The organism is Mesorhizobium sp. ESP7-2, assembly GCF_020164715.1.
In the GTDB taxonomy this organism is placed as follows: Bacteria; Pseudomonadota; Alphaproteobacteria; order Rhizobiales; family Rhizobiaceae; genus Mesorhizobium.
In genome coordinates, this window is record NZ_JAIUGQ010000001.1 from 102219 (window position 1) to 121584 (window position 19366).

25 protein-coding genes are annotated in these 19366 nt (G+C 63.1%); 14 read left to right on the top strand and 11 right to left on the bottom strand.

Going from position 1 to position 19366, the window contains the following annotated elements:
* The first annotated feature begins 27 nt into the window (after positions 1-27).
* Both LB543_RS00560 and ppx read left to right on the top strand, forming a co-directional pair.
* The gene (locus LB543_RS00560; RefSeq protein WP_224612137.1) at positions 28-2220 is read left to right on the top strand and encodes an RNA degradosome polyphosphate kinase; all 2193 of its coding nucleotides are present in this window, start codon (positions 28-30) and stop codon (positions 2218-2220) included.
* Positions 2220-3755, top strand: coding sequence for an exopolyphosphatase (gene ppx / locus LB543_RS00565; protein WP_224612141.1), 1536 nt, complete (start codon positions 2220-2222; stop codon positions 3753-3755). The genes LB543_RS00560 and ppx overlap by 1 nt, the downstream gene beginning before the upstream one ends.
* Positions 3756-3772: 17 nt before the next feature.
* On the opposite strand, the gene LB543_RS00570 is transcribed toward ppx, so the two are convergent.
* From LB543_RS00570 to betI, 4 genes are all read right to left on the bottom strand, one after another.
* The gene (locus tag LB543_RS00570; RefSeq protein WP_224612142.1) at positions 3773-4177 is read right to left on the bottom strand and encodes a DoxX family protein; all 405 of its coding nucleotides are present in this window, start codon (positions 4175-4177) and stop codon (positions 3773-3775) included.
* A gap of 120 nt (positions 4178-4297) precedes the next feature.
* A complete protein-coding gene (locus tag LB543_RS00575; RefSeq protein WP_224612143.1) occupies positions 4298-4714 on the bottom strand; it encodes a DoxX family protein in 417 nt (138 codons plus the stop codon).
* Between the two features lie 237 nt (positions 4715-4951).
* Positions 4952-6349 (bottom strand): class II fumarate hydratase, encoded by a 1398-nt coding sequence (gene fumC / locus LB543_RS00580; RefSeq protein WP_224612144.1) that lies wholly within the window; start codon positions 6347-6349, stop codon positions 4952-4954.
* 246 nt (positions 6350-6595) lie between these two features.
* Positions 6596-7219: a choline-responsive transcriptional repressor BetI gene (betI, locus tag LB543_RS00585; protein WP_224612146.1), complete on the bottom strand. Its 624-nt coding sequence runs from the start codon at positions 7217-7219 to the stop codon at positions 6596-6598.
* Positions 7220-7300: 81 nt separating this feature from the next.
* Here betI and choX point away from each other — a divergent pair, with 81 nt between their 5' ends.
* Positions 7301-8239 carry a choline ABC transporter substrate-binding protein gene (gene choX, locus LB543_RS00590; RefSeq protein WP_224612148.1) on the top strand — a complete coding sequence of 313 codons (939 nt, stop codon included), beginning with the start codon at positions 7301-7303 and terminating at the stop codon, positions 8237-8239.
* Positions 8236-9069, top strand: coding sequence for an alpha/beta fold hydrolase (locus tag LB543_RS00595; protein ID WP_224612151.1), 834 nt, complete (start codon positions 8236-8238; stop codon positions 9067-9069). Before choX ends, LB543_RS00595 begins: the two co-directional genes overlap by 4 nt.
* Here LB543_RS00595 and LB543_RS00600 read toward each other — a convergent pair whose 3' ends face one another.
* A complete protein-coding gene (locus tag LB543_RS00600; RefSeq protein WP_224612152.1) occupies positions 9070-9837 on the bottom strand; it encodes an NIPSNAP family protein in 768 nt (255 codons plus the stop codon).
* 148 nt (positions 9838-9985) lie between these two features.
* Here LB543_RS00600 and LB543_RS00605 point away from each other — a divergent pair, with 148 nt between their 5' ends.
* A complete protein-coding gene (locus LB543_RS00605; protein ID WP_224612154.1) occupies positions 9986-10618 on the top strand; it encodes a TetR/AcrR family transcriptional regulator in 633 nt (210 codons plus the stop codon).
* Positions 10619-10674: 56 nt separating this feature from the next.
* Here the strand turns inward: LB543_RS00605 and LB543_RS00610 are convergent, their stop codons facing one another.
* On the bottom strand, positions 10675-11310 hold the full coding sequence (locus LB543_RS00610) for a hypothetical protein (RefSeq protein WP_224612156.1): 636 nt from the start codon (positions 11308-11310) through the stop codon (positions 10675-10677).
* Positions 11311-11422: 112 nt separating this feature from the next.
* Here LB543_RS00610 and LB543_RS00615 point away from each other — a divergent pair, with 112 nt between their 5' ends.
* Positions 11423-12556, top strand: a complete 1134-nt coding sequence (locus tag LB543_RS00615; RefSeq protein WP_224612158.1) for a metallophosphoesterase — start codon at positions 11423-11425, stop codon at positions 12554-12556.
* A 36-nt stretch (positions 12557-12592) separates the two neighbouring features.
* Here LB543_RS00615 and LB543_RS00620 read toward each other — a convergent pair whose 3' ends face one another.
* Positions 12593-12781, bottom strand: coding sequence for a CsbD family protein (locus LB543_RS00620; RefSeq protein WP_224612160.1), 189 nt, complete (start codon positions 12779-12781; stop codon positions 12593-12595).
* 153 nt (positions 12782-12934) lie between these two features.
* On the opposite strand from LB543_RS00620, the gene LB543_RS00625 reads away from it, so the two are divergent.
* The 7 genes from LB543_RS00625 (at position 12935) to LB543_RS00655 (ending at position 16572) form a co-directional block, all read left to right on the top strand.
* On the top strand, positions 12935-13603 hold the full coding sequence (locus tag LB543_RS00625) for a glutathione S-transferase family protein (protein ID WP_140808932.1): 669 nt from the start codon (positions 12935-12937) through the stop codon (positions 13601-13603).
* A 434-nt stretch (positions 13604-14037) separates the two neighbouring features.
* Positions 14038-14247 (top strand): cold-shock protein, encoded by a 210-nt coding sequence (locus LB543_RS00630; protein WP_010915421.1) that lies wholly within the window; start codon positions 14038-14040, stop codon positions 14245-14247.
* A gap of 342 nt (positions 14248-14589) precedes the next feature.
* Positions 14590-14817 carry a hypothetical protein gene (locus LB543_RS00635; RefSeq protein WP_224612841.1) on the top strand — a complete coding sequence of 76 codons (228 nt, stop codon included), beginning with the start codon at positions 14590-14592 and terminating at the stop codon, positions 14815-14817.
* The gene (locus tag LB543_RS00640) at positions 14817-15224 is read left to right on the top strand and encodes a hypothetical protein (protein WP_140808936.1); all 408 of its coding nucleotides are present in this window, start codon (positions 14817-14819) and stop codon (positions 15222-15224) included. Before LB543_RS00635 ends, LB543_RS00640 begins: the two co-directional genes overlap by 1 nt.
* Position 15225: 1 nt before the next feature.
* Positions 15226-15384, top strand: coding sequence for a hypothetical protein (locus tag LB543_RS00645; RefSeq protein WP_140755699.1), 159 nt, complete (start codon positions 15226-15228; stop codon positions 15382-15384).
* Between the two features lie 4 nt (positions 15385-15388).
* Positions 15389-15766 (top strand): YkgJ family cysteine cluster protein, encoded by a 378-nt coding sequence (locus tag LB543_RS00650; protein ID WP_140808938.1) that lies wholly within the window; start codon positions 15389-15391, stop codon positions 15764-15766.
* A gap of 194 nt (positions 15767-15960) precedes the next feature.
* Complete coding sequence (locus tag LB543_RS00655) at positions 15961-16572, top strand: LysE family translocator (protein WP_023766446.1); 612 nt, start codon at positions 15961-15963, stop codon at positions 16570-16572.
* Positions 16573-16684: 112 nt separating this feature from the next.
* On the opposite strand, the gene LB543_RS00660 is transcribed toward LB543_RS00655, so the two are convergent.
* The gene (locus tag LB543_RS00660; RefSeq protein WP_224612162.1) at positions 16685-17071 is read right to left on the bottom strand and encodes a nuclear transport factor 2 family protein; all 387 of its coding nucleotides are present in this window, start codon (positions 17069-17071) and stop codon (positions 16685-16687) included.
* Positions 17072-17114: 43 nt separating this feature from the next.
* The gene (locus LB543_RS00665) at positions 17115-17525 is read right to left on the bottom strand and encodes an OsmC family peroxiredoxin (protein WP_318012944.1); all 411 of its coding nucleotides are present in this window, start codon (positions 17523-17525) and stop codon (positions 17115-17117) included.
* Positions 17526-17683: 158 nt separating this feature from the next.
* Between LB543_RS00665 and LB543_RS00670 the strand changes: the two genes are divergently transcribed.
* Positions 17684-18292 (top strand): TetR/AcrR family transcriptional regulator, encoded by a 609-nt coding sequence (locus LB543_RS00670; protein ID WP_224612164.1) that lies wholly within the window; start codon positions 17684-17686, stop codon positions 18290-18292.
* Positions 18293-18313: 21 nt separating this feature from the next.
* On the opposite strand, the gene LB543_RS00675 is transcribed toward LB543_RS00670, so the two are convergent.
* The gene (locus LB543_RS00675) at positions 18314-18754 is read right to left on the bottom strand and encodes a TadE/TadG family type IV pilus assembly protein (protein ID WP_224590443.1); all 441 of its coding nucleotides are present in this window, start codon (positions 18752-18754) and stop codon (positions 18314-18316) included.
* Between the two features lie 11 nt (positions 18755-18765).
* The gene (locus LB543_RS00680) at positions 18766-19347 is read right to left on the bottom strand and encodes a TadE/TadG family type IV pilus assembly protein (RefSeq protein ID WP_224612166.1); all 582 of its coding nucleotides are present in this window, start codon (positions 19345-19347) and stop codon (positions 18766-18768) included.
* Between the last annotated feature and the right edge of the window lie 19 nt (positions 19348-19366).

The following is a 19366-nucleotide window of genomic DNA, read 5'->3' on the forward strand; positions in this document are numbered from 1 at the left end:
GCCGAGGCGGCCGGAAGAGCAGGAATCATGAACGAACTGAAGCCGGTACAGAGCGAATTCAACAACGTCACGGCAGCGAGCCCGGAAGGCAATCCGGACCGTTTCGTCAACCGCGAGTTCTCCTGGCTGCAGTTCAATCGCCGCGTTCTCGAAGAATCGCTGAACACCCATCACCCGCTGCTGGAGCGCGTCCGTTTCCTGTCGATCTCGGCCGCCAATCTCGACGAATTTTTCATGGTGCGCGTCGCCGGCCTTGCCGGCCAGGTGCGCGAGGGCATCGTGCTGAAAAGCCCGGACGGACGCACCCCCGAACAGCAGCTCGAACAATTGCTGCGTGAGGTCGAGCGGCTGCAGGAGGACCAGCAGAAGAGCCTTTCGGCACTCACGGTGCTGCTCAACAAGGAAGGCATCGAGAGCATCACCCGTGATGCGCTGACCAAGGACGAGAAGACCTGGTTGGAAGAGCATTTCCAGGAGCAGGTGTTTCCGGTGCTCACTCCGCTGTCGATCGACCCGGCGCATCCGTTCCCGTTCATTCCCAATCTCGGCTTCTCGATGGCGCTGCAGCTTCGCCACCGCAAGAATGGCGAGGAGATGAGCGCGCTGCTGCGCCTGCCGGTGGCGCTGAAGCGCTTCATCCGCCTGCCGGACCGCAAGCGCCATGTCCGCTTCATTCCGCTGGAAGAGGCGGTCGGCCTTTACATCGGCAAGCTGTTCCCCGGCTACGAGGTCAAGGGCTCCGGCACGTTCCGCATCATCCGCGACAGCGATATCGAGGTCGAGGAAGAATCGGAAGACCTGGTGCGGCTGTTCGAAACGGCGCTGAAGCGGCGCCGCCGCGGTTCGGTCATCCGCATCGAATTCGATATGTTGATGCCTGAAGAATTGCGCGATTTCGTCGCTGGCGAGCTTGGCGTCTCGTCGAGCCGCATCAGCGTGCTCACCGGGCCGCTGGCGCTCAGCCAGATCTCCGAGATCGTCTCCGTCCCCCGCGACGACCTGAAATTCATACCCTACAACCCACGCTTTCCCGAGCGCATCCGCGAGCATGGCGGCGACTGTTTTGCCGCCATCCGCGAGAAAGACATCGTCGTCCATCACCCCTACGAGTCGTTCGACGTCGTGGTGCAGTTCCTGCGCCAGGCAATGGCCGATCCCGAAGTGGTGGCGATCAAGCAGACGCTCTATCGCACCTCCAACGACAGCCCGATCGTGCGTGCGCTGGTCGACGCGGCCGAGGCCGGCAAGTCGGTGACGGCGCTGGTCGAGCTCAAGGCGCGTTTCGACGAGGAGGCCAACATCCGCTGGGCGCGCGATCTCGAACGCGCCGGCGTGCAGGTCGTGTTCGGCTTCCTCGAACTCAAGACCCACGCCAAGATGTCGCTGGTGGTGCGGCGCGAGGACGGCAAGCTGCGCAATTACGTCCATCTCGGCACCGGCAACTACCACCCGGTCACCGCGCGCATCTACACCGACCTGTCCTTCTTCACCACCGATCCGACAATCGCCCGTGACGTCGCCCAACTGTTCAATTTCATCACCGGCTATGCCGAGCCGACCGCCGAAATGCGGCTGGCGATATCGCCGTTCACGCTGAGGAACCGCATCCTTCAGCACATTTCAGACGAGGTCACCCACACATTGGAGGGACGGCCGGCGCGCATCTGGATGAAAATGAACGCGCTCGTCGACCCCATCATCATCGATGCGCTCTACGACGCCAGCCGCGCCGGGGTGGAAATCGACCTTGTCGTGCGCGGCATATGCTGTTTGCGGCCGCAGGTGCCGGGCCTGTCGGAGAACATCAGGGTCAAGTCGATCGTCGGCCGGTTCCTCGAGCACAGCCGCATCTATTGCTTCGGCAACGGCCATGGCCTTCCCTCGGACGAGGCGATTGTCTACATCTCCTCGGCGGACCTGATGCCACGCAATCTCGACCGCCGCGTCGAGACCATGGTGCCGATCACCAATCCAACTGTGCATGAACAGATTCTGGGCCAGATCATGCTGGGCAACATCATGGACAATCAGCAAAGTTTCGACGTATTGGCTGATGGAACCTCCCGGCGCGTGGTGCTGGAGGAGGGTGAGGAACCGTTCAACGCGCAGGAATATTTCATGACCAATCCGAGCCTGTCGGGACGGGGTGACGCGCTGAAATCGCATGCGCCCAAGCGAATCGCGCAGTTCAAGCGCCGCAAGAAGAACGCCACCACCTGATGCTGTCCAAATCCCAGGGCCGGCTGCAGGACCGCCGACCGCTGTCCATCATCGACATCGGCTCCAACTCGATCCGTCTTGTCGTCTATGAGGGGCTGGCGCGTTCGCCGACCACGCTGTTCAACGAAAAGATGCTGGCGGGCCTCGGCCGCGGCATCGTGTCGACGGGGAAGCTCGACCCCGAAGGGGTGGCGCGCTCGATGGAGGAGTTTCGCCGTTTCCGCGCGCTCTCCAACCAGGCCGGTGCCGAACACATGTACGTGCTGGCAACCGCCGCGGCCCGAGAGGCGATCAACGGTCCCGATTTCATCCATCGCGCCGAGGATGTGCTGAAGACCGAGATCCGCGTGCTCTCCGGCCGCCAGGAAGCGCATTATTCCGCGCTGGGCGTCATCTCCGGCTTCCATCCGGCCAACGGCATTGCCGGCGACCTTGGCGGCGGCAGCCTGGAGCTCATCGACATCGATGGCGAGGCCATCGGCGACGGCATCACGCTGCCGCTTGGCGGCCTGCGCCTGCAGGACATGGCGAAGAACTCGCTCGTCCAGGCGCAGAAGATCGCGCGCCAGGAATTGGCCCGGGCCAAGCTGTTGAAGGGCGGGCAGGGCAGGACTTTCTACGCTGTCGGCGGCACCTGGCGAAACCTCGCCAGACTGCACATGGAGATGAACAACTATCCGCTCGGCGTCATGCACAACTACGAGATATCGGCCGAAAGTGCTCAAACGTTCCTCAAGCAGGTGGCCAGGGGGGAGGTCGAAAAGGTGAGGGGTATCGAGGGCGTCTCCAAGAACCGCCGCTCGCTGCTGCCATACGGCGCTCTCGTGCTGCAGGAAATCATGACGGCGATGCAGCCGTCCAGGATCGTCGTTTCGGCGCAAGGCGTGCGCGAGGGTTTTCTCTATTCGCTGCTCGACGCGGCCGAGCAGAAGGCCGATCCGCTGATCTCGGCCGCCGAGGAGCTTGCGCTCTTGCGTTCGCGTTCGGTCCATCATGCGCATGATCTGGTCGAATGGACCGGCAGGGCCTTCAAGGCGTTCGGCATCGACGAGACGGAAGACGAAGCGCGCTATCGCCACGCCGCCTGCCTGCTCGCCGATATCGGCTGGCGCGCTCATCCGGAATATCGCGGCAAGCAATCGCTCAACATCATCGCTCATGCGTCCTTCATCGGTGTCGATCATCCCGGCCGCGCCTACCTGGCGCTGACCAACGCCTACCGTCATGACGGCGTCTTCAATGAATTGGTGGCGCCCGAAATCAAGGCGCTGGCGCCGCCCCGCCTGTTGGAGCGCGCCCGCGTGCTGGCGGCGATGATGCGCGTCGTCTACCTGCTGACGGCCGCGATGCCCGGCATCATGCCGAGGCTGAAATGGGAAAGCCGCCCCAACGGCGCGCTGGCGCTGGTGCTGCCGGCTTCGCTTTCCGACCTCTATGGCGAACGGCCGGCCGGCCGGCTGGCGCAGCTGGCGCGCATCACCAACCGCCGCCTGGAGTTGGCGGTCGAGGGCGGGCAGAGTGTGTCGGTGAAATAGTCAAGTCGCCTCGGCGCCTATGCCGAAGCCCGTCCGTCGGCCGACCATGCGCCGGCGCCGGCCATGGCAAGCGCCAGGAAACCACCCGATATCGCGATATCCTTCATCAGCATCTGCTGGTGCAGGAAGGCGAGCGTCGCATCGCCGGCGCCTTGGCCATAGTGGCCGATGTAGCCGGCCGCGATACAGAAGGCTGCCAGCAGCAGCGCCACGATCCGCGTCTGGAATCCAACGAGCACCAGAAGCCCCGCTATCAGCTCGAACAGGCCGGTGCCCCAGGCGGCGAGCGCTGGCAGCGGCAGGCCAAGGCCGGAGAAATAGCTGGTGGTGCCGGCAATATTGGCGAGCGCCTGGAAGCCGGACGGCACGAACAGCACGGCAAACAGCAGCCGCGAAACCAGAAGCAATGCGTTGCGGGCCATGGCACTCTCCCTTGCCGGCACGGTCACCGGCGACCATCGCAGTCTACGCCTATAGCCACACAACGAAAAAGCGGCGCGGAAATTCCGCGCCGCTTTTTCGGGTCCTTGGGAGGGGAAGCCTCAGCCGCGCCTGGCGTCGATCGAATACGCGCCGGCACCCGAAGAGGCCAGCAGCAGGAAGCCGCCGGTGATGGCGAGGTTCTTGAGGAACTGGATCATCTGCATCTGGTCGGCCCAGCCGGTGTGGGCGACCAGCCCCGTTGCGATCGTGAAGATGGCGAGGACCCAAGCGGCGACCCTGGTCTGGAAACCGACGAGGACGGCAAGGCCGCCAAGCAGCTCGATCAGACCGACGATGACGGCCGTCGCCATCGGCGCCGGCAGGCCGAGGCCACCGAAATAGGCGGCCGTGCCTGAAATGGCTGATAGCTTGCCGAATCCGGAAAGCAGGAAAATGACTGCGAGCAGGATACGGCCGAGCAGGATGGTGACAGAGCTGTTGGACGCGGTGGCGGCGGCGGAAGTGTTGATGGACATGGTGGCTCTCCGAATGGGTTGAATGGCCACTCAGATAGACGATGCAGACTGTTCACCAAAGTCAGCTATGCGGTGACACATTGTTCACAGAATATACATTTCCGTGATCGGGCAGAACGCGCGAAATTCGTGTCGGACGATGCGGTGACGGGAGTAAATTCTCCCGCCGAAAAACGTCAGCCGCGATCTGACGCAATTCCGGCCCGAAAACCGCTTTGCTCTTTTCCTGGAATCGCTTCACCCCGGATGGGTCATGTCCTCCGGCCGCACCAGGCGGTCGTAGTCGGCCTCGCTGACCAGTCCGGTTGCCAGTGCTTCCTCGCGCAACGTCGTGCCCTTCTTGTGCGCGGTCTTGGCGATCTTGGCGGCGTTGTCGTAGCCAATGGTTGGCGCAAGCGCCGTGACCAGCATCAGCGAACGGTCGAGGGCCGCCTTGATGTTGTCCTCTCGCGCCTCGATGCCGACGACGCAATTGTCGGTGAACGAAACCGATGCATCGGCCAGCAACTGCACCGACTGCAGGAAATTATACGCCATCAGCGGATTGTAGACATTGAGCTCGAAATGGCCCTGGCTGCCGGCGAAGGTCAGCGCCGCATTGTTGCCGAACACCTGCACGCAGACCTGCGTCATCGCCTCGCACTGGGTCGGGTTGACCTTGCCCGGCATGATCGAGGAGCCGGGTTCGTTTTCCGGCAGCGACAATTCGCCGAGGCCCGAGCGCGGCCCGGAGCCGAGGAAGCGGATGTCATTGGCGACCTTGAACAGGGCCGCCGCCGCCGCGTTGATGGCGCCATGCGAGAACACCATGGAATCATGGGCGGCGAGCGCTTCGAACTTGTTCGGCGCGGTGACGAAAGCGATGCCTGTGATGGCCGCGATGCGATCGGCCACCCGCTCGGCGAAGCCGATCGGCGCGTTGAGGCCGGTGCCGACTGCGGTACCGCCTTGCGCCAGTTCCTGCAGGCCGGGCAGCGTCATTTCGATACGCTTGATCGAAGAGGCGACCTGCGCCGCGTAGCCGGAGAATTCCTGGCCCAGCGTCAGCGGCGTGGCATCCTGCGTGTGGGTGCGGCCGATCTTGATGATGTGATTGAAGTCCCGGCTCTTGGCGGCGAGCGCCTTGTGCAGGTGGTGCAGCGCTGGGATCAAGTCATGTATGATCCGCTCGGCGCAGGCGATGTGCATGGCCGTCGGATAGGTATCGTTCGACGACTGGCTCATATTGACGTGGTCGTTCGGGTGCACCGGCTTTTTCGAGCCCATGACGCCGCCCAGCATTTCGATCGCGCGGTTCGAGATCACCTCGTTGGCGTTCATGTTGGACTGCGTGCCGGAGCCGGTCTGCCAGACCACCAGCGGGAAATGGTCGTTGAGCTTGCCGTCGATGACCTCTTGCGCGGCCTCGATGATCGCCTTGCCGATGGTAGGATCGAGCCGCTTGAGCTCCATATTGGCTTCCGCCGCCGCCCGCTTGACGATACCCAGCGCGCGCATGATCGAAGCCGGCTGCTTTTCCCAACCGATCTTGAAGTTTCCCAGCGAACGCTGCGCCTGCGCGCCCCAATACCGGTCGGCGGCGACCTCGATGGGACCGAACGTATCGGTTTCGGTTCTGGTTTTTTCAGCGCTCACGGGAAATCTCCGGTCTGTCGATTTGCGCAAGGGCGTATCGCGTTGCACAAACGGCTTCAAGCAGAGATTGCGGACGCTGAAGGTGCAAATCGGTTGAAGATGCTCCCCCGCCCAGTTGGGGATGGGCAGCTTCGTATTCTCAGATCATCTCCGGCATCGGCTCCGACAGCGACGGCAGTTCCGGCTGTTCGGCGGGACGGCTGGTCTGGCGCAGCATCGTCTCGAAATCGGAGCCGCGCGTGATGGTCAGAGTGCGCGCGCCTTCAGCCGCGCGGCGACATAGCCCTTGACCTGCCGGATCGCCTGTTCGCGCGAGACGCTGCCTGGCTGGAGGCCGAGCCGAAGCCAAAGTCCGTCGATCAAGGCCGTGACGCCAAGCGCGATGTCGTCGGCCTCGCCGGGCGAGGTGAGGCCGCGCAGGCCGGATAACAGGTTCGAGCGCATGCGGCCGTGAATGACCTTCTGGATGCGTGCCAGCTTTTCATCGCGCGGCACCTCGGCGCAGAGCGAAAGCCAGGCATGGCAAAGAGGCGGCAGGAAGAGATGCTCCTCGAAATTGCCCTCGATCACCGCATCCAGGCGTTCCATCGACGTCCGTGCCTGGCGAAGCCTTGCGACCACCGCGTTGCACAGGACCGCATTGGCCTCGCGCATGGCGTGCTCGAACAATTCCTGCTTGTTGCGGAAATAGTGCAGCACGATGCCTTTGGAGGCGCCGGCATGGGCGGCGACCTTCTCCAGCGTGGCCCCCGCAATGCCTTCGCGCTCCAGAACCGCGAACGCCGCCTGCCGCAATTCCTTGCGGCGTATGTCGCCAAGGCGCTTCAGTTTCACGGGATCGTTCCATGCATCACGAATCCACGTTGACATTTTCGTCCCGCGAGATCAATCATTGACCATTGGGACAATAAAAAGACCAATTGGTCAATATGAGCGATGAGGAGAACGAGAATGTTGCGCATCCTTGCAAGTGGCACCTGTCTTGCCGCCCTGGCCTTGGCCTCGCAGGCGGCCCGGGCGGCGGACGCCGAGCGATGCCGTGCGGTCCGCATGGCCGAGCCCGGCTGGAACGATCTCGCTTTCACCACGGGGGTGGGCAATGTGCTCCTGCAAGCGCTCGGCTATCAGCCACAGAGCGAGGTGCTCGGCATCAACGTCATCTACGAAGGCATGAAGAACCGGGATCTCGACCTGTTCCTGGGCTACTGGGACCCGGCGATGGTGACCTATTACGAACCCTACAAGAAGGACGGCTCGATCGAGAATGTGCGTGTCAATCTCGTCGGCGCCAAATACACGTTTGCCGTGCCGACCTATGCGTGGGAGGCAGGGGTCAAGGACGTCTCCGACCTGCACAAGTTCGCCGACAAGTTCGGCAAGAAGATGTATGGCATCGAGCCCGGCTCCAACCAGCTGATGATGGATGCCATCGCCGATCCGGCCTTCGGCCTCGATGGCTGGCACGTGGTCGAGTCCAGCGAAGCCGGCATGCTGTCGGAGGTCGGCTACGAGATCAAGGAGAAGCAGTTCATCGTCTTCCAGGGCTGGGCTCCGCATCCGATGAACACCATGTACGACTTCAAGTATCTGACCGGCGGCGACAAGTTCTTCGGCCCGAATTTCGGCGCCGCGACGGTGACGACGCAGGTGCGCAAGGGCTACCTGCAGGAATGCCCGAACGTGGCGCAGTTCCTCAGGAATCTCGTCTTCGACATCGACTTCGAGAATGTCGGCATGGGCTACCTCATCAATGACGGCATGAAGCCGGAGGACGGAGCGCTGAAGGCGATCACGCTGAACAAGAACCGCCTCGATGCCTGGCTGGCCGGTGTCACCACTTTCGATGGCAAGCCAGGTCTTGCCGCCGTCAAGGAAAAGCTCGGCCTGTGAGGCCGCCGGACGCCTTGCCCCTAGCCGGGGTGGAACAGGACGCCTGGGCTGGCCGCAAGCAATGGGCCGATACCGGCGATCTCGACATCGCCTATGTCGAGATCGCCGGCGCCGGGCCGCCGCTGTTGCTAATTCATGGTTTCACGGATAGCAGCCGCAGCTTTTCGCTGCTGGCGCCGCACCTGGCCGGCCGCCGGCTGATCATGCCGGATCTGCGCGGCCATGGCGCCTCGCGGGCGGGCGACGGCTGCCGCGTCGTGGATTTCGCCTGGGATATTGCCGGGTTGATCCGGCACCTGCGGCTGGACCGGCCTGTCGTCGTCGGTCATTCGCTGGGCGGCATGGTGGCGATTGCATTGGCCGCGCGGCAGCCGGACCTCATCGGCGGCTTGGTCGTGCTGGCCAGCACGCTCAAGCCCGGCTTCACGCCGGACCATCCGTTGCCGGTCGGCATCCAGGCCTTGCGCGACCCGATATCGCCGGCCGATCCGTTCTACGCCTGGTGGCATGCTTGCGGGGCCTCGGTACCTCAGCCCTTTCTCTCCGGCCTGGCGAAGGAAGCTTCCGCCATGCCGGCGGCCCGCTGGCGTGCCGTTCTGGAGGAAGTCCGCATCACGGACCTTACTGCCGATGCACGGGCCGTGCGGGCCAGGGCGTTGATCATCGGCGGCGCGTGCGATCCGCTTTTCGGAGAGACGCACCAGCAGGCGTTGGCCGAGGCGCTGCCCCGCTCTCGCCTCGTATGGGCGCAAGATTGCGGTCACAATCCGCATTGGGAAGACCCGGCCTTTGTCGCCTCGACGATCGCGGGAATGTTGACCGGCCGCTGATCATCTCAACAGCGATCTCTCCGTGGGCACCAGCCGCAACGTCTCGGCCGGTTTTGTGCTGACGGCTTGCGTGCCCTGGCCGAACGCCCGCCACGCCGGCAAAGTCACGAGGCGATGGCTGGCATGGGCGTCGGCGTCGTGGAAGCCGGCAACGGCGATGAAGACGTTTTCTCCGGCACGCACGGGAAGCCGAGGGAACGTGTTTGCGGCCGGCTCCGTCACGAAGGCGCCGAGCAGACGCGCGCCGTTCTGGGCAAGCCGCGCAACCATCTCCGCCCGGAAACGTCCGGCGAAGTCGGCCTCGGTGCCCGGCCGCAAATGATGGATCGAAATCTCAACCCGGCCGGGCAACCGATTCCGATCGCTTGTGTTTTTGACCGCCGTTGGCCGTCGCAACCCTGACAGATCGAAGCCGGCATCCAGCCACGCTGGCCGCAGCAGCAACACATCGTCGGAATCGATCATCGTCGCGTTTGCGGCATCGCGGTGCGCCGCCCATACAGGGCCGTCATAGAACGCGCTCAGGGCGTCCTTGCGTGCATCCATGCTCTCGAAACCGCGCATCCAGACGAACATGTCGGGGCGGTCCAGGTCACGGAATTGACCGATGATCGTCATCCCCGCGTCTTCCTGGCTTTCGATGAACTCCGTGTCGAAGATCTCGATCAACGTTTCGCGGCGGCCGGGTTTCAACCTGTACTGGCGCAATTCGACGATCGGCGAGGCGAGTGCCGCCAGTTTCGGCGCGGCCTTTGGGATCGGGTTCATCCGGCGTTCTCCAAAACAGGTTGATCATCCTGTTTATAAACAGACTGGTTGCCCTGTTTTGTCAACATGCTATCCTTCGGTAATGTCAGCAGAGATCGACGTCCGGCCAAGGCGAGCCCGAGGCAAACGCATCAACGACCCCGAGGGCATGCGCAGGAAAGTGCTCGATGTCGCGGAAGTCGCGTTTCAGGCGCGCGGCTACCATGCTTCCAGCCTCGGCGACCTGATGGCGGTGGCCGGCGTCAGCGGTGGCGCGCTCCATCATCATTTCCCAACCAAGAAGGCACTGGCGCTGGCGGTCATCGACGAGCGCGTGGCGGCGGCGGTTGAGGAGACGTGGATCGCGCCGGTCCGGCAGGCGGCTTCGGCGCGCGAAGGTGTGCGGGCCGTGTTCGAAGCCGTGGCGGCGGAATTGGAACGGCAAGGTTTCGTGCGCGGCTGCCCACTCAACAATCTGGCGCACGAACTCTCGCTCGCCGATCCCGAATTCCGGATTGCCCTTGCCGGCGTCTTCGCGGCATGGCGCCAGGCGATCGCCGACAAGGTCAGAGCCGACCAGCAGGAAGGCAGGGAGCAAGGCACGGATCCCGAGCATTTTGCGGTGGTTGCCGTCGCCGCCTATTCCGGCGCGATGTCGATGGCCAAGGCAGCGCAGGACGCCACGCCGTTGCGCGATTGCCTTGCGGCGTTCGAGCGGAGCGCCTCGCAAACGGCATCATCGCAAGGCGATCCGGGGGTGAGACGACGTCGCAGGGTGCTGCGGCGGTTCGGCAGCACTTGAGGCAGGCTACAGCTCAGCTTTGCCGTCGACGCCCCGACAGCGCTGAAAGCCGGTTCCTACTCGGCCAATGGCTTGATCGTCTCGTAACCGTTCACCGATTCCGCGCTGGTCCCTTCATCGTAGCGCCGGGCGAGGGCAGCCTGCAGATCGGGTGAATAGAGCGCGGTGAAGGCGTCGAGCGTCTCTCCGACTCCGTTCTTGAAGGTTTCCTTGACGGCGAGCACATTGTATTTGCAGTCGCCCAGGCTGAAGGTCTCCTTGCCCTTGACGGCCAGCGTCAGCGTCTTGGTGGCCTTCGGCTGCTTGCTCGGCGACAGTTCGACGAACTCGATCGTGCTCTTGGCTCCCGCCTTCAGTGGAAACAGTTTTCGCAGATCGGAAAACGGGATCATTGCCAGTCGACCGGTCTCGCTGTCGCGAAAAACCTCGATCAGGCCGGCATACAGGAACTGCTTCTGCGGTGATTGCTGCTCGTAAGTGTTGGTGACGGAGATCATCCCACCCGCCGCTGGCCGAAATTCGCTTTGGATACCGGGTCTTGCCAGGACAAAGCCATTCCTCGCCGATTTCGCGTCGACGCACGGGCCACCATGTGCGGCGCCGGCGGTGAACAGGATCGCTGATATGCCAGCCGATAGGGTCTTCATGGCCTTCCCCTTGCCATAGAGCTTGATCTGGATGCCCCTAGACATGGCAGACGCCTGTCGTGCTGTCGATGACGATAGGGCGGCTCCTTCCATACGACGATCGCAATGGCGTGATCTGAACTTTACTGCCGCCCGCTCTCCATGCTGAAATTCCCCGATGATGAATCGCCCTTCGTCCCCATTGCTCTCGCGCCGCGGTTTTCTGGTGCAGGCCGCCGGTCTCGCCGCGGCCGGTGCGCTTTCACGCCCGGCGCTCGGTCAGACCGGGCAGCGCATCCAGCCTGTCGACGCCACCTTCCTGTTCGTCGCCGATGTCCATGCCTGCCGCATGGCAAGCGGCTTGAGCCCAAATTGCCAGCGGGAAGGCAAGACGGACGCGGCGCTGCTGCGCAACGTCGCGGCGTTGAACGCCATCGGTGACAAGGATTGGCCGGCCGAGATCGACGGCATTGTCACGGGCCTGCATTCGGCCGGCGGCCGCATCGGCACGCCACTCGGCCTTGTCGTCGGCGGTGACATGACAGACGATGGCGGCGGCCAGATCACCGAGCCCAGCGAAGGCACCCAACTTCTGCAGTTCAGCCAGCGCTATCAGCAAGGCATGGGTCCCGACCGCGTGCATGTTCCGGTTTATGTCGGGCTCGGTAATCATGATCTCGATCAGAACGGTCCGCCGCATCATGTCGACTGGTATCGGCGCGAAATGCGCGATTATGTCGAGGTCAATCATCGTGCCGGGGTGTTCTTCAAGCCCCCGGTGCCGGCCACCAGTTACGACGTCAACACCGACTGCTATTCATGGGACTGGGGTGGCCTGCATCTGGTGCAGACCCATCGCTTCGCCGGCGATACCGGCCATGGCGCCGACAACAGCCTGCCCTGGCTTAAGAAGGACCTGGGCACCTATGCGGCGGACGGCCGCCCAGTCGTCCTGTTCCAGCACTATGGCTGGGACAGTTTTTCGATGGAGCGATGGGACCCCGCCAAGAGAGTATTCGACGAGGGCGGCAAGGGAGCGTCGCATTGGTGGAGCGATGCGGATCGTCAGGCATTGCTGGCAGCCCTGAAGGGCTACAACGTCGTTGCCGTCTTCCACGGTCATCAGCATGAGGTGCCGATGATCTATCAACGCAACGGCCTCGACCTCTTCAAGCCGAAAGCCGCCTATATGGGCGGCTTCGCTCTGGCACGTGTCACCGAAGACAGCCTGGACGTCGTGTTGGGTGAAGCCGGCGACGACCATGGCGACGTGATTTTCACCAACGCCTTCAGCAAGTCGCTGAAGACGTGAAAAGGGCCGCTCGACGCGGCCTTTTTTTTACAGCGGTCAAAGCGCTTTCTTGATCTTGTCCTTCACGTCGCCATAGGCCTTCTGCACCTTTCCGGTGGCTTTGTCGGCCATGCCTTCGGCCTGCGTCCGTCTGTTGCCGGTCGCCTTGCCGGCCGCCTGCTTGATGGAGCCTTTCACCTGCTTGGCCACGCCGGCGACCTGATCCTTGTTCACCATTTTGCGCATCTCCCGGGTTTGGTCCGCCTGGGCAAACGAGCCGGCACGGCTTCGGTTCCAGCAGCCGCTGCCTGTGTCGGCAAAACAGGTGCCTTTCGGCGGCCGGCAGGCTAGGGTCCGGCAAGCGCACTCCGCAAGGAGAGAGGCCGCAAAGGGGGACAGATGTCGGAATTCACGCTCTATATCGGCAACAAGTGCTTTTCGTCCTGGTCGCTCAGGCCCTGGGTGGCGATGCGGCAGCTGGAGATATCGTTCGAGGAGGTCTTGGTGCGGCTGCGCACGCCCGAGACTTTTGCCAATCTGGCGAAAGTGTCGCCGACCGGTCAGGTGCCCGTTCTGATTCACAAGCCGGTGAATCACGGTGGCAGGATCGTCTGGGAAACCCTTGCCATCCTTGAATATCTCGCCGATCTCTTTCCCGAGAAAAAGCTGTGGCCAGCCGATGTCGGCGCCCGGGCGCTGGCGCGTTCGGCGGCGACCGAGATGCATTCCGGGTTTCGCGAAGTCCGCTATGGCTGGCCGATGAACTTGCGCCGGCCGAAGGCTCACAAGCCGCTCGACGCCGAGGGCGAGGTCCAGCGTGCCCGCATCGAGGCGCTGTGGCGCGAGTGCCGTGACAGACACGGCAAGGGCGGTCCGTTCCTGTTCGGCGATTTCACCGCGGCCGACGCCATGTACGCGCCTGTCGTCACCCGTTTCGACACCTATGGCGGCGATCTGGCGCCCGACACCAGGGCCTATGTCGACGCGGTTCTGGCAACACCGGCAATGCGCCAATGGTATGCCGAAGCCGCAAGGGAGACATGGCCGGAGCCAGGCCCCGACGAATAGGCCTGGGGCGTAGTTCCGGAAAATGGGGCGCATGGTTCTCGTCAAATAGAACGCCCCTCGCGCCTGTTAGCTCGCGGGGGGCGTCTTTGCCATCAGCCTTTCTTTCGATTGCTCTCATGAACTGCTGATGACATGGAGAAAATGCGCGTTTGCAGGGATGGTTCCGGGATCCGGCGATTTTTTTTCGAGTTGACACGGCGTGGTGTCCGGTGCGCCGCGGTGCCCGCGGTTGGCGAATCCACGGCTTGGGTCATCCGAATTTGACAAGCCGCCAAAAGACCCCTACAAGCAATTCGTCGATATTTGTTTGATTGACTTTTGTTATCCGCGCTTTCGAGTGCGTCTTTGACGAACTTCCCACATCAAAAATCGAGACAACGACGTTATGCATCCGCATGACGGCGAACGAATATTTGCCATGGAAAGGGTTCGTCATGAGCACCGGCACAGTTAAGTGGTTCAATGCCACCAAGGGTTTTGGTTTTATTCAGCCTGACGACGGCTCCGCCGACGTTTTTGTCCACATCTCGGCCGTGGAACGCGCCGGCATGCGCGACATCGTCGAGGGCCAGAAGCTCGGCTACGAGATGGTCCGCGACAACAAGTCGGGCAAGATGTCCGCCGACCAGTTGAAGGCGGCCTGAAGAAAGAATTCTGCCGTCCCGGTGACCACGGATGTACTGGCACCGGTGAACGGCGAATTCGGGCGCATGGCCACGGAAACCTGAGTTTCCAACGCCTGTGACGCCCATCAAGAGTTTGCTTGTGCGTCCAGCCGGCTGCGCGGCGCTCCCAGGGAAGGTCAGGCGGTGCCTGGCCTTTTTCATTTTACGCTCGTTGCCGCCGAAAATGCGCTGCGCATTGGGCTGAACGTGCTAAGGGACGCTCCAGCATTTTGAATCCGCCGCCGCATTGCTTTGTGCATGGTCCTGACCGAAGACCCGGTCTCGCCCTATCGGCACCAGGCTCCTGACAGGAGAAAGATTTTGACCGCCCATTCGAAGACAGCCGTTGATCCGGCCGTGTCGCTGTTCAGCAAGACGCAAACCCAGTCGATGTCGCTCAACCGCATCATATCCGAGCGCGATGCAGTCAGCCAGGCGCGGGAAGCCAAGACCGCGCGCTTGCGCGAGCTGCGGCTGGAGAAGGAGGCCGACGAGATGGTGGCGGCCGCAGCATTCGCGGCGCTGCCGAAACGAGCCGGAAAACGCTGATGGCCACTAAGCGCGTACCGCCAACGCCGATCGCCGCCGATGCGACCATCGCCGACATGGTCGAAACCCTGGACAAGCCGGTCGAATATGTCCGGCGCGTGCTGGAAAAACTCGAACGGTGCAAGCGCGCCCATGGCGATGCCCAGGTGCGTGTCGGCGTGCGCGGCCGGGCCGAGTGCCCAAACTACCTCATCGAATATATCCGCGAAGACGCCAAGACCCATGAGCGGGTCACCTATCAGGATGCTGCCTATAGCGGCAGCACGCATCGTGAGCTGGCGCCGCATCACATCGCGGAAGCCAGGAACTGGTCGCCCGAGGAAATGAACATCACGGCGGTTTCGGCGTTGATCGGCCGCTTGCGCAATCCGCGCGCACCGTCATCGCGTTTCGCCGACGAGGACTGACATGGCCATAAAATTCTCTGCAAAGGACCAGCCGGCAGCACCGGCTTCCGCCGCAAAGCCGGCCAAGCCGGCTGCTGCGCCGAAGGCAGCCGAGACAGCGACGGATCTGTTCAAGTCGCCGGTCGACGCGCCGAAGGGCAAGACGGGCAAGAAGAAGTAGCACCTTGCCTCGGGATGCCGATCGCAACCTTGCCGCTTCGGGGCCGTTTGCCGTGGCAGCCACGACCAGCCTGCCGTCGTCGGACATCGCTGCTGTCTTCGATTGCCAGAGCTGCGGCGCCTGCTGTTCCTATTCGGCCGAGTGGCCGCGCTTCTCCACCGAGGACGACACGCAGCTCGATCGCATCCCGGAGAAATTCGTGGCGGCCGACCTGTCGGGCATGCGCTGTGACGGCGTGCGCTGTTCGGCCCTATCAGGCGAAGTCGGCAAGTCGACCGCTTGCACCATCTACGAAATGCGACCGGATGTCTGCCGCGCCTGCATGCCTGGCGATGAGGAGTGCCTGATGGCACGCCGGGCGCTCGGATTTTCTACCTCTTAACAGGCGGCGTCCTAATGCATGTCGCCCGGAAGTGTCCTCGGTTCCGGGATAACGACATGCATAAAATCAGAAGCTTACAGCAGGTCGGGCGAATCCTATTCGCCGCGACATGCTGTAGTGGCGAGTGTCTGTCGGTTGTGCGCACCCCGCTTGCTGGCTAGGCTGCGTCAGGCAGGGTGCCGGAGGAAATCATCTTGAGCATCGAATTTCTGTTGACGTCGCTGATTGTCGTGGCTTCGCCGGGCACCGGCGTCCTCTACACGCTGAGCGCCGGGCTTTCGCGCGGTGCACGTGCCTCGATCATCGCAGCCTTCGGCTGCACGCTCGGCATCATACCGCACATGGCGGCTGCCATCACCGGCCTTGCGGCGCTGCTGCACACCAGTGCGGTCGCCTTCGAGACCCTGAAATATCTCGGCGTCGCCTACCTGCTCTACATGGCCTGGAACACGCTGAAGGAGAAGGGCGGCCTGAGCGTCGAGGACAATGTCGCGCCGCGCTCGGCCGGCAAGGTGATCGCCACCGGCATCCTCGTCAACGTCCTCAATCCGAAACTGTCGATCTTCTTCTTCGCCTTCCTGCCGCAATTCGTCAGCACCACCGAACCGAATGCACTGTCGAAGATGCTGGAGCTCAGCTCGGTGTTCATGCTTTTGACCTTCGTGGTCTTCGTCGGCTACGGCATCTTCGCGGCCTCGATCCGCAGCCATGTCGTGTCGCGGCCGATGGTGCTGACCTGGATGCGTCGGACGTTTGCCGGCGCCTTCGTCATGCTCGGCGCCAAGTTGGCGCTGGCGGACAGGTGATCGCGCGGCCTACAGCATGTCGCGGCGAATAGGGTTCGCCCGACCTGCTGTAAGCTTCTCATTTCATGCATGTCGTTGTCCCGGAACCGAGGACACTTCCGGGCGACATGCACTAGCCCTTGACGTAACCCATCGCCTCGACGATCCGCCCGTCCGCGACGCGCATCAGATTGACGCCGCGCAGCGAATTGCCGTCAGCCATCCAGTAGCGCCAGCGGATCGTGGCGCGGTCGCCGGCCACGAAAGTCTCCTCGATGTCGAAGTGCGTGCCGGGTGCGGTGGCGATCGCCGACCACAACTCGACGCAGGCAGCCTTACCGGCTCGGCGCGCGCCCTCCGGCGCCGGTGTGGTGTTCTCGATCACGCAGTCCTGCGCCACCAATTCGTCGAGTGCCGAGGGGTCGTGATGCTGGAACACGTCGTTATAGCGCCGCATGATTTCAGCCGTTTCGCCGGAGCGGTTGGCCGTGGCGATGTCGATGATCGATTCCTGGCTCACTGGATTTTCTCCTTCCGTCCTTAGTGAGTTATGAGGTTCGCCTTCAGGGTGATCGCGGCGACGCCGGCCAGCGCCCGCGAGACAAGGCATCCAGCCTTGGCCGACTGCGCCAGCCGCTCGAAGTCGGCGGCGGCAAGCCCGGCGACATTCGCCTCCGTCTCGAGGTCGATGCGGGTAATCGTCGGCCCGGCCGCGGTGGCCCCAGATGCACCTTTGCGATCGTGTGGATATCGCTTGGGATATGACCTTCACTGCCGATAATGGCGGTGAGCGCCATCGAGAAGCAGCCGGCATGGGCGGCCGCGATCAGTTCCTCCGGATTGGTGCCGGGGCCGTTTTCGAAGCGGGACGGGAACGAGTAGGCGCCCTCGAACACGCCGCTGCCCAGCCTGAGCCGACCGGATCCTTCCTTGAGTGTGCCCTGCCATTCGGCCGATGCGTCGCGAATTGTCATTGCTCTCTCCTCTGGTTGATGAATGGGTTCACGCGCCGTCGATGACGACGACCTTGCCGAACATGTGCCCCAAATATGTAGACCGATTTACATATTATGTAGACCGATTGTCATATTTTGGACAAGCCCTATAATGCGCACTCCTGACAGGGGTTGACATGGCGACGGACACACGCACGCGGATGATCGAGGCGACGGCACTGCTTTTGCGGCGGCGCGGCTATCACGGCACTTCGCTCAGCGACATTTTGAGTGCCAGCGCCGCGCCGCGCGGCTCGCTCTATTTCCATTTCCCGGGCGGCAAGGACCAACTGGTCATCGAGGTGACGCGCGCCAGCGTGGCCGACGTGACCGAGCGGCTGGGCGCGGCTTTGGCCGCCGAACGCGATCCTGCGGTCGCCGTCCATCACATCTATCAGTCGGTGGGACACATGCTGGAAGAGAATGAATTCTCGCTCGGCTGCCCGGTCGCGCCGGTCGTGCTGGACTCGCCAGGCGATGTGCCCGAGCTTGTCGAACTGTGCCGTTCCGCCTTCGAACGGTGGATCGGCTTGCTGCGCGAGACCTTCGTCAGGGCAGGAGTGCCCGAGCGTCGCGCGCACGCTCTGGCGCTGCTGGTCGAATCGTCACTGGAGGGGCTGATGGTGATCGCTCGCGCCACCCGGGATCGCGCGCCGCTGAAGGTGGTGGCCGACGAGGTTGCGGCACTGGTCGAGCAGGCCGTGCTGGCTGGCAAGAGCGCAAAACATGCCGAAGCAGTCGGCTGAGACCGTCCGTTTCTGCGGAGACTATGCGCCTTGGTTGGGGAAACACGCCGTGGCGCCGAGCACTGGGCCGTTGGCCAAAGCGGTCAGGAAGGATGGCAGCACGGTCGAGAATGTGTAGGAGATCCGCACCGTCGTGAATCCCGTGAGACCCGAGCAGGTCGTGTTGTTGTCGATGCTGATGTCGGTTCCGGCCAGCTCGAGGCCGTCGCTGGCAGCCATGCTGCTGATGTAGCTTATGGTGTTGGCTGCGCTGTAAACGCCATTCTGCGTGCAGTGGCTCTGCAGCACGCCCACGCAACGCGCACCTGCGGTGGCCGTATCCTGCAGTACATGCTGCGTCCAGAACATGCGGCCGAACTCCACCGTGCCAAACAGCACCAGCAGCAGCGGCACCGACAGCAGCGCGAATTCGACGGCGTTGGCGCCGCTCCTGTCACGGATGAACGCGGTCAGGCGCTTCAAGACAAGGGGTCTCATTTTGGCTGCATCATGGCCTGGACGGTGATTGTGCCGCTCTTGACGACGCCGACACCGCCGAACAGAGGCGAGAAAGGCCGGCTGGCGCTGATCGTCACGAACTTGCCGGCAATGCCGCCGGCCGGGCAGGTCGAGCCGCAGGTCACCGACGAGCCCCAGGTGACGCTGCCGGCAGAGCCGGTTGGACAATAGCAGAGGTCGGCGCCGGATGCCGTGCCGCTCTGGATCGCGGTTGCGGCGCTGGTGTCGTAGGCGATGGTGGCGCCATTATTGATGACGACCTGGACATGGCCGCCGGCGCTGCCGAGACCGCCCGCCACCACCGCTGTGATATTGGCGGCAAGCGTGCCGCCGCCGGTGGAATTGACCTTGTCGGCGCCGAGCAGCGCGTAGTTGGAACCTGCTGACACCGCCGAGCTCAGATCGAACTTCGCCTTCAGCGAGGCGCCGATGTCCACCATTCCAGCCAGAATCAGGATCAGCACGGGACTGATCAGGGCGAACTCGACCGCCGAAGCGCCGGCTGTCTCTCGGGTGAGGAAGCGGGCGAACGCGGACTGCCGCGACGCGTGCGCCATGACAGTTTTGAAACCTCTC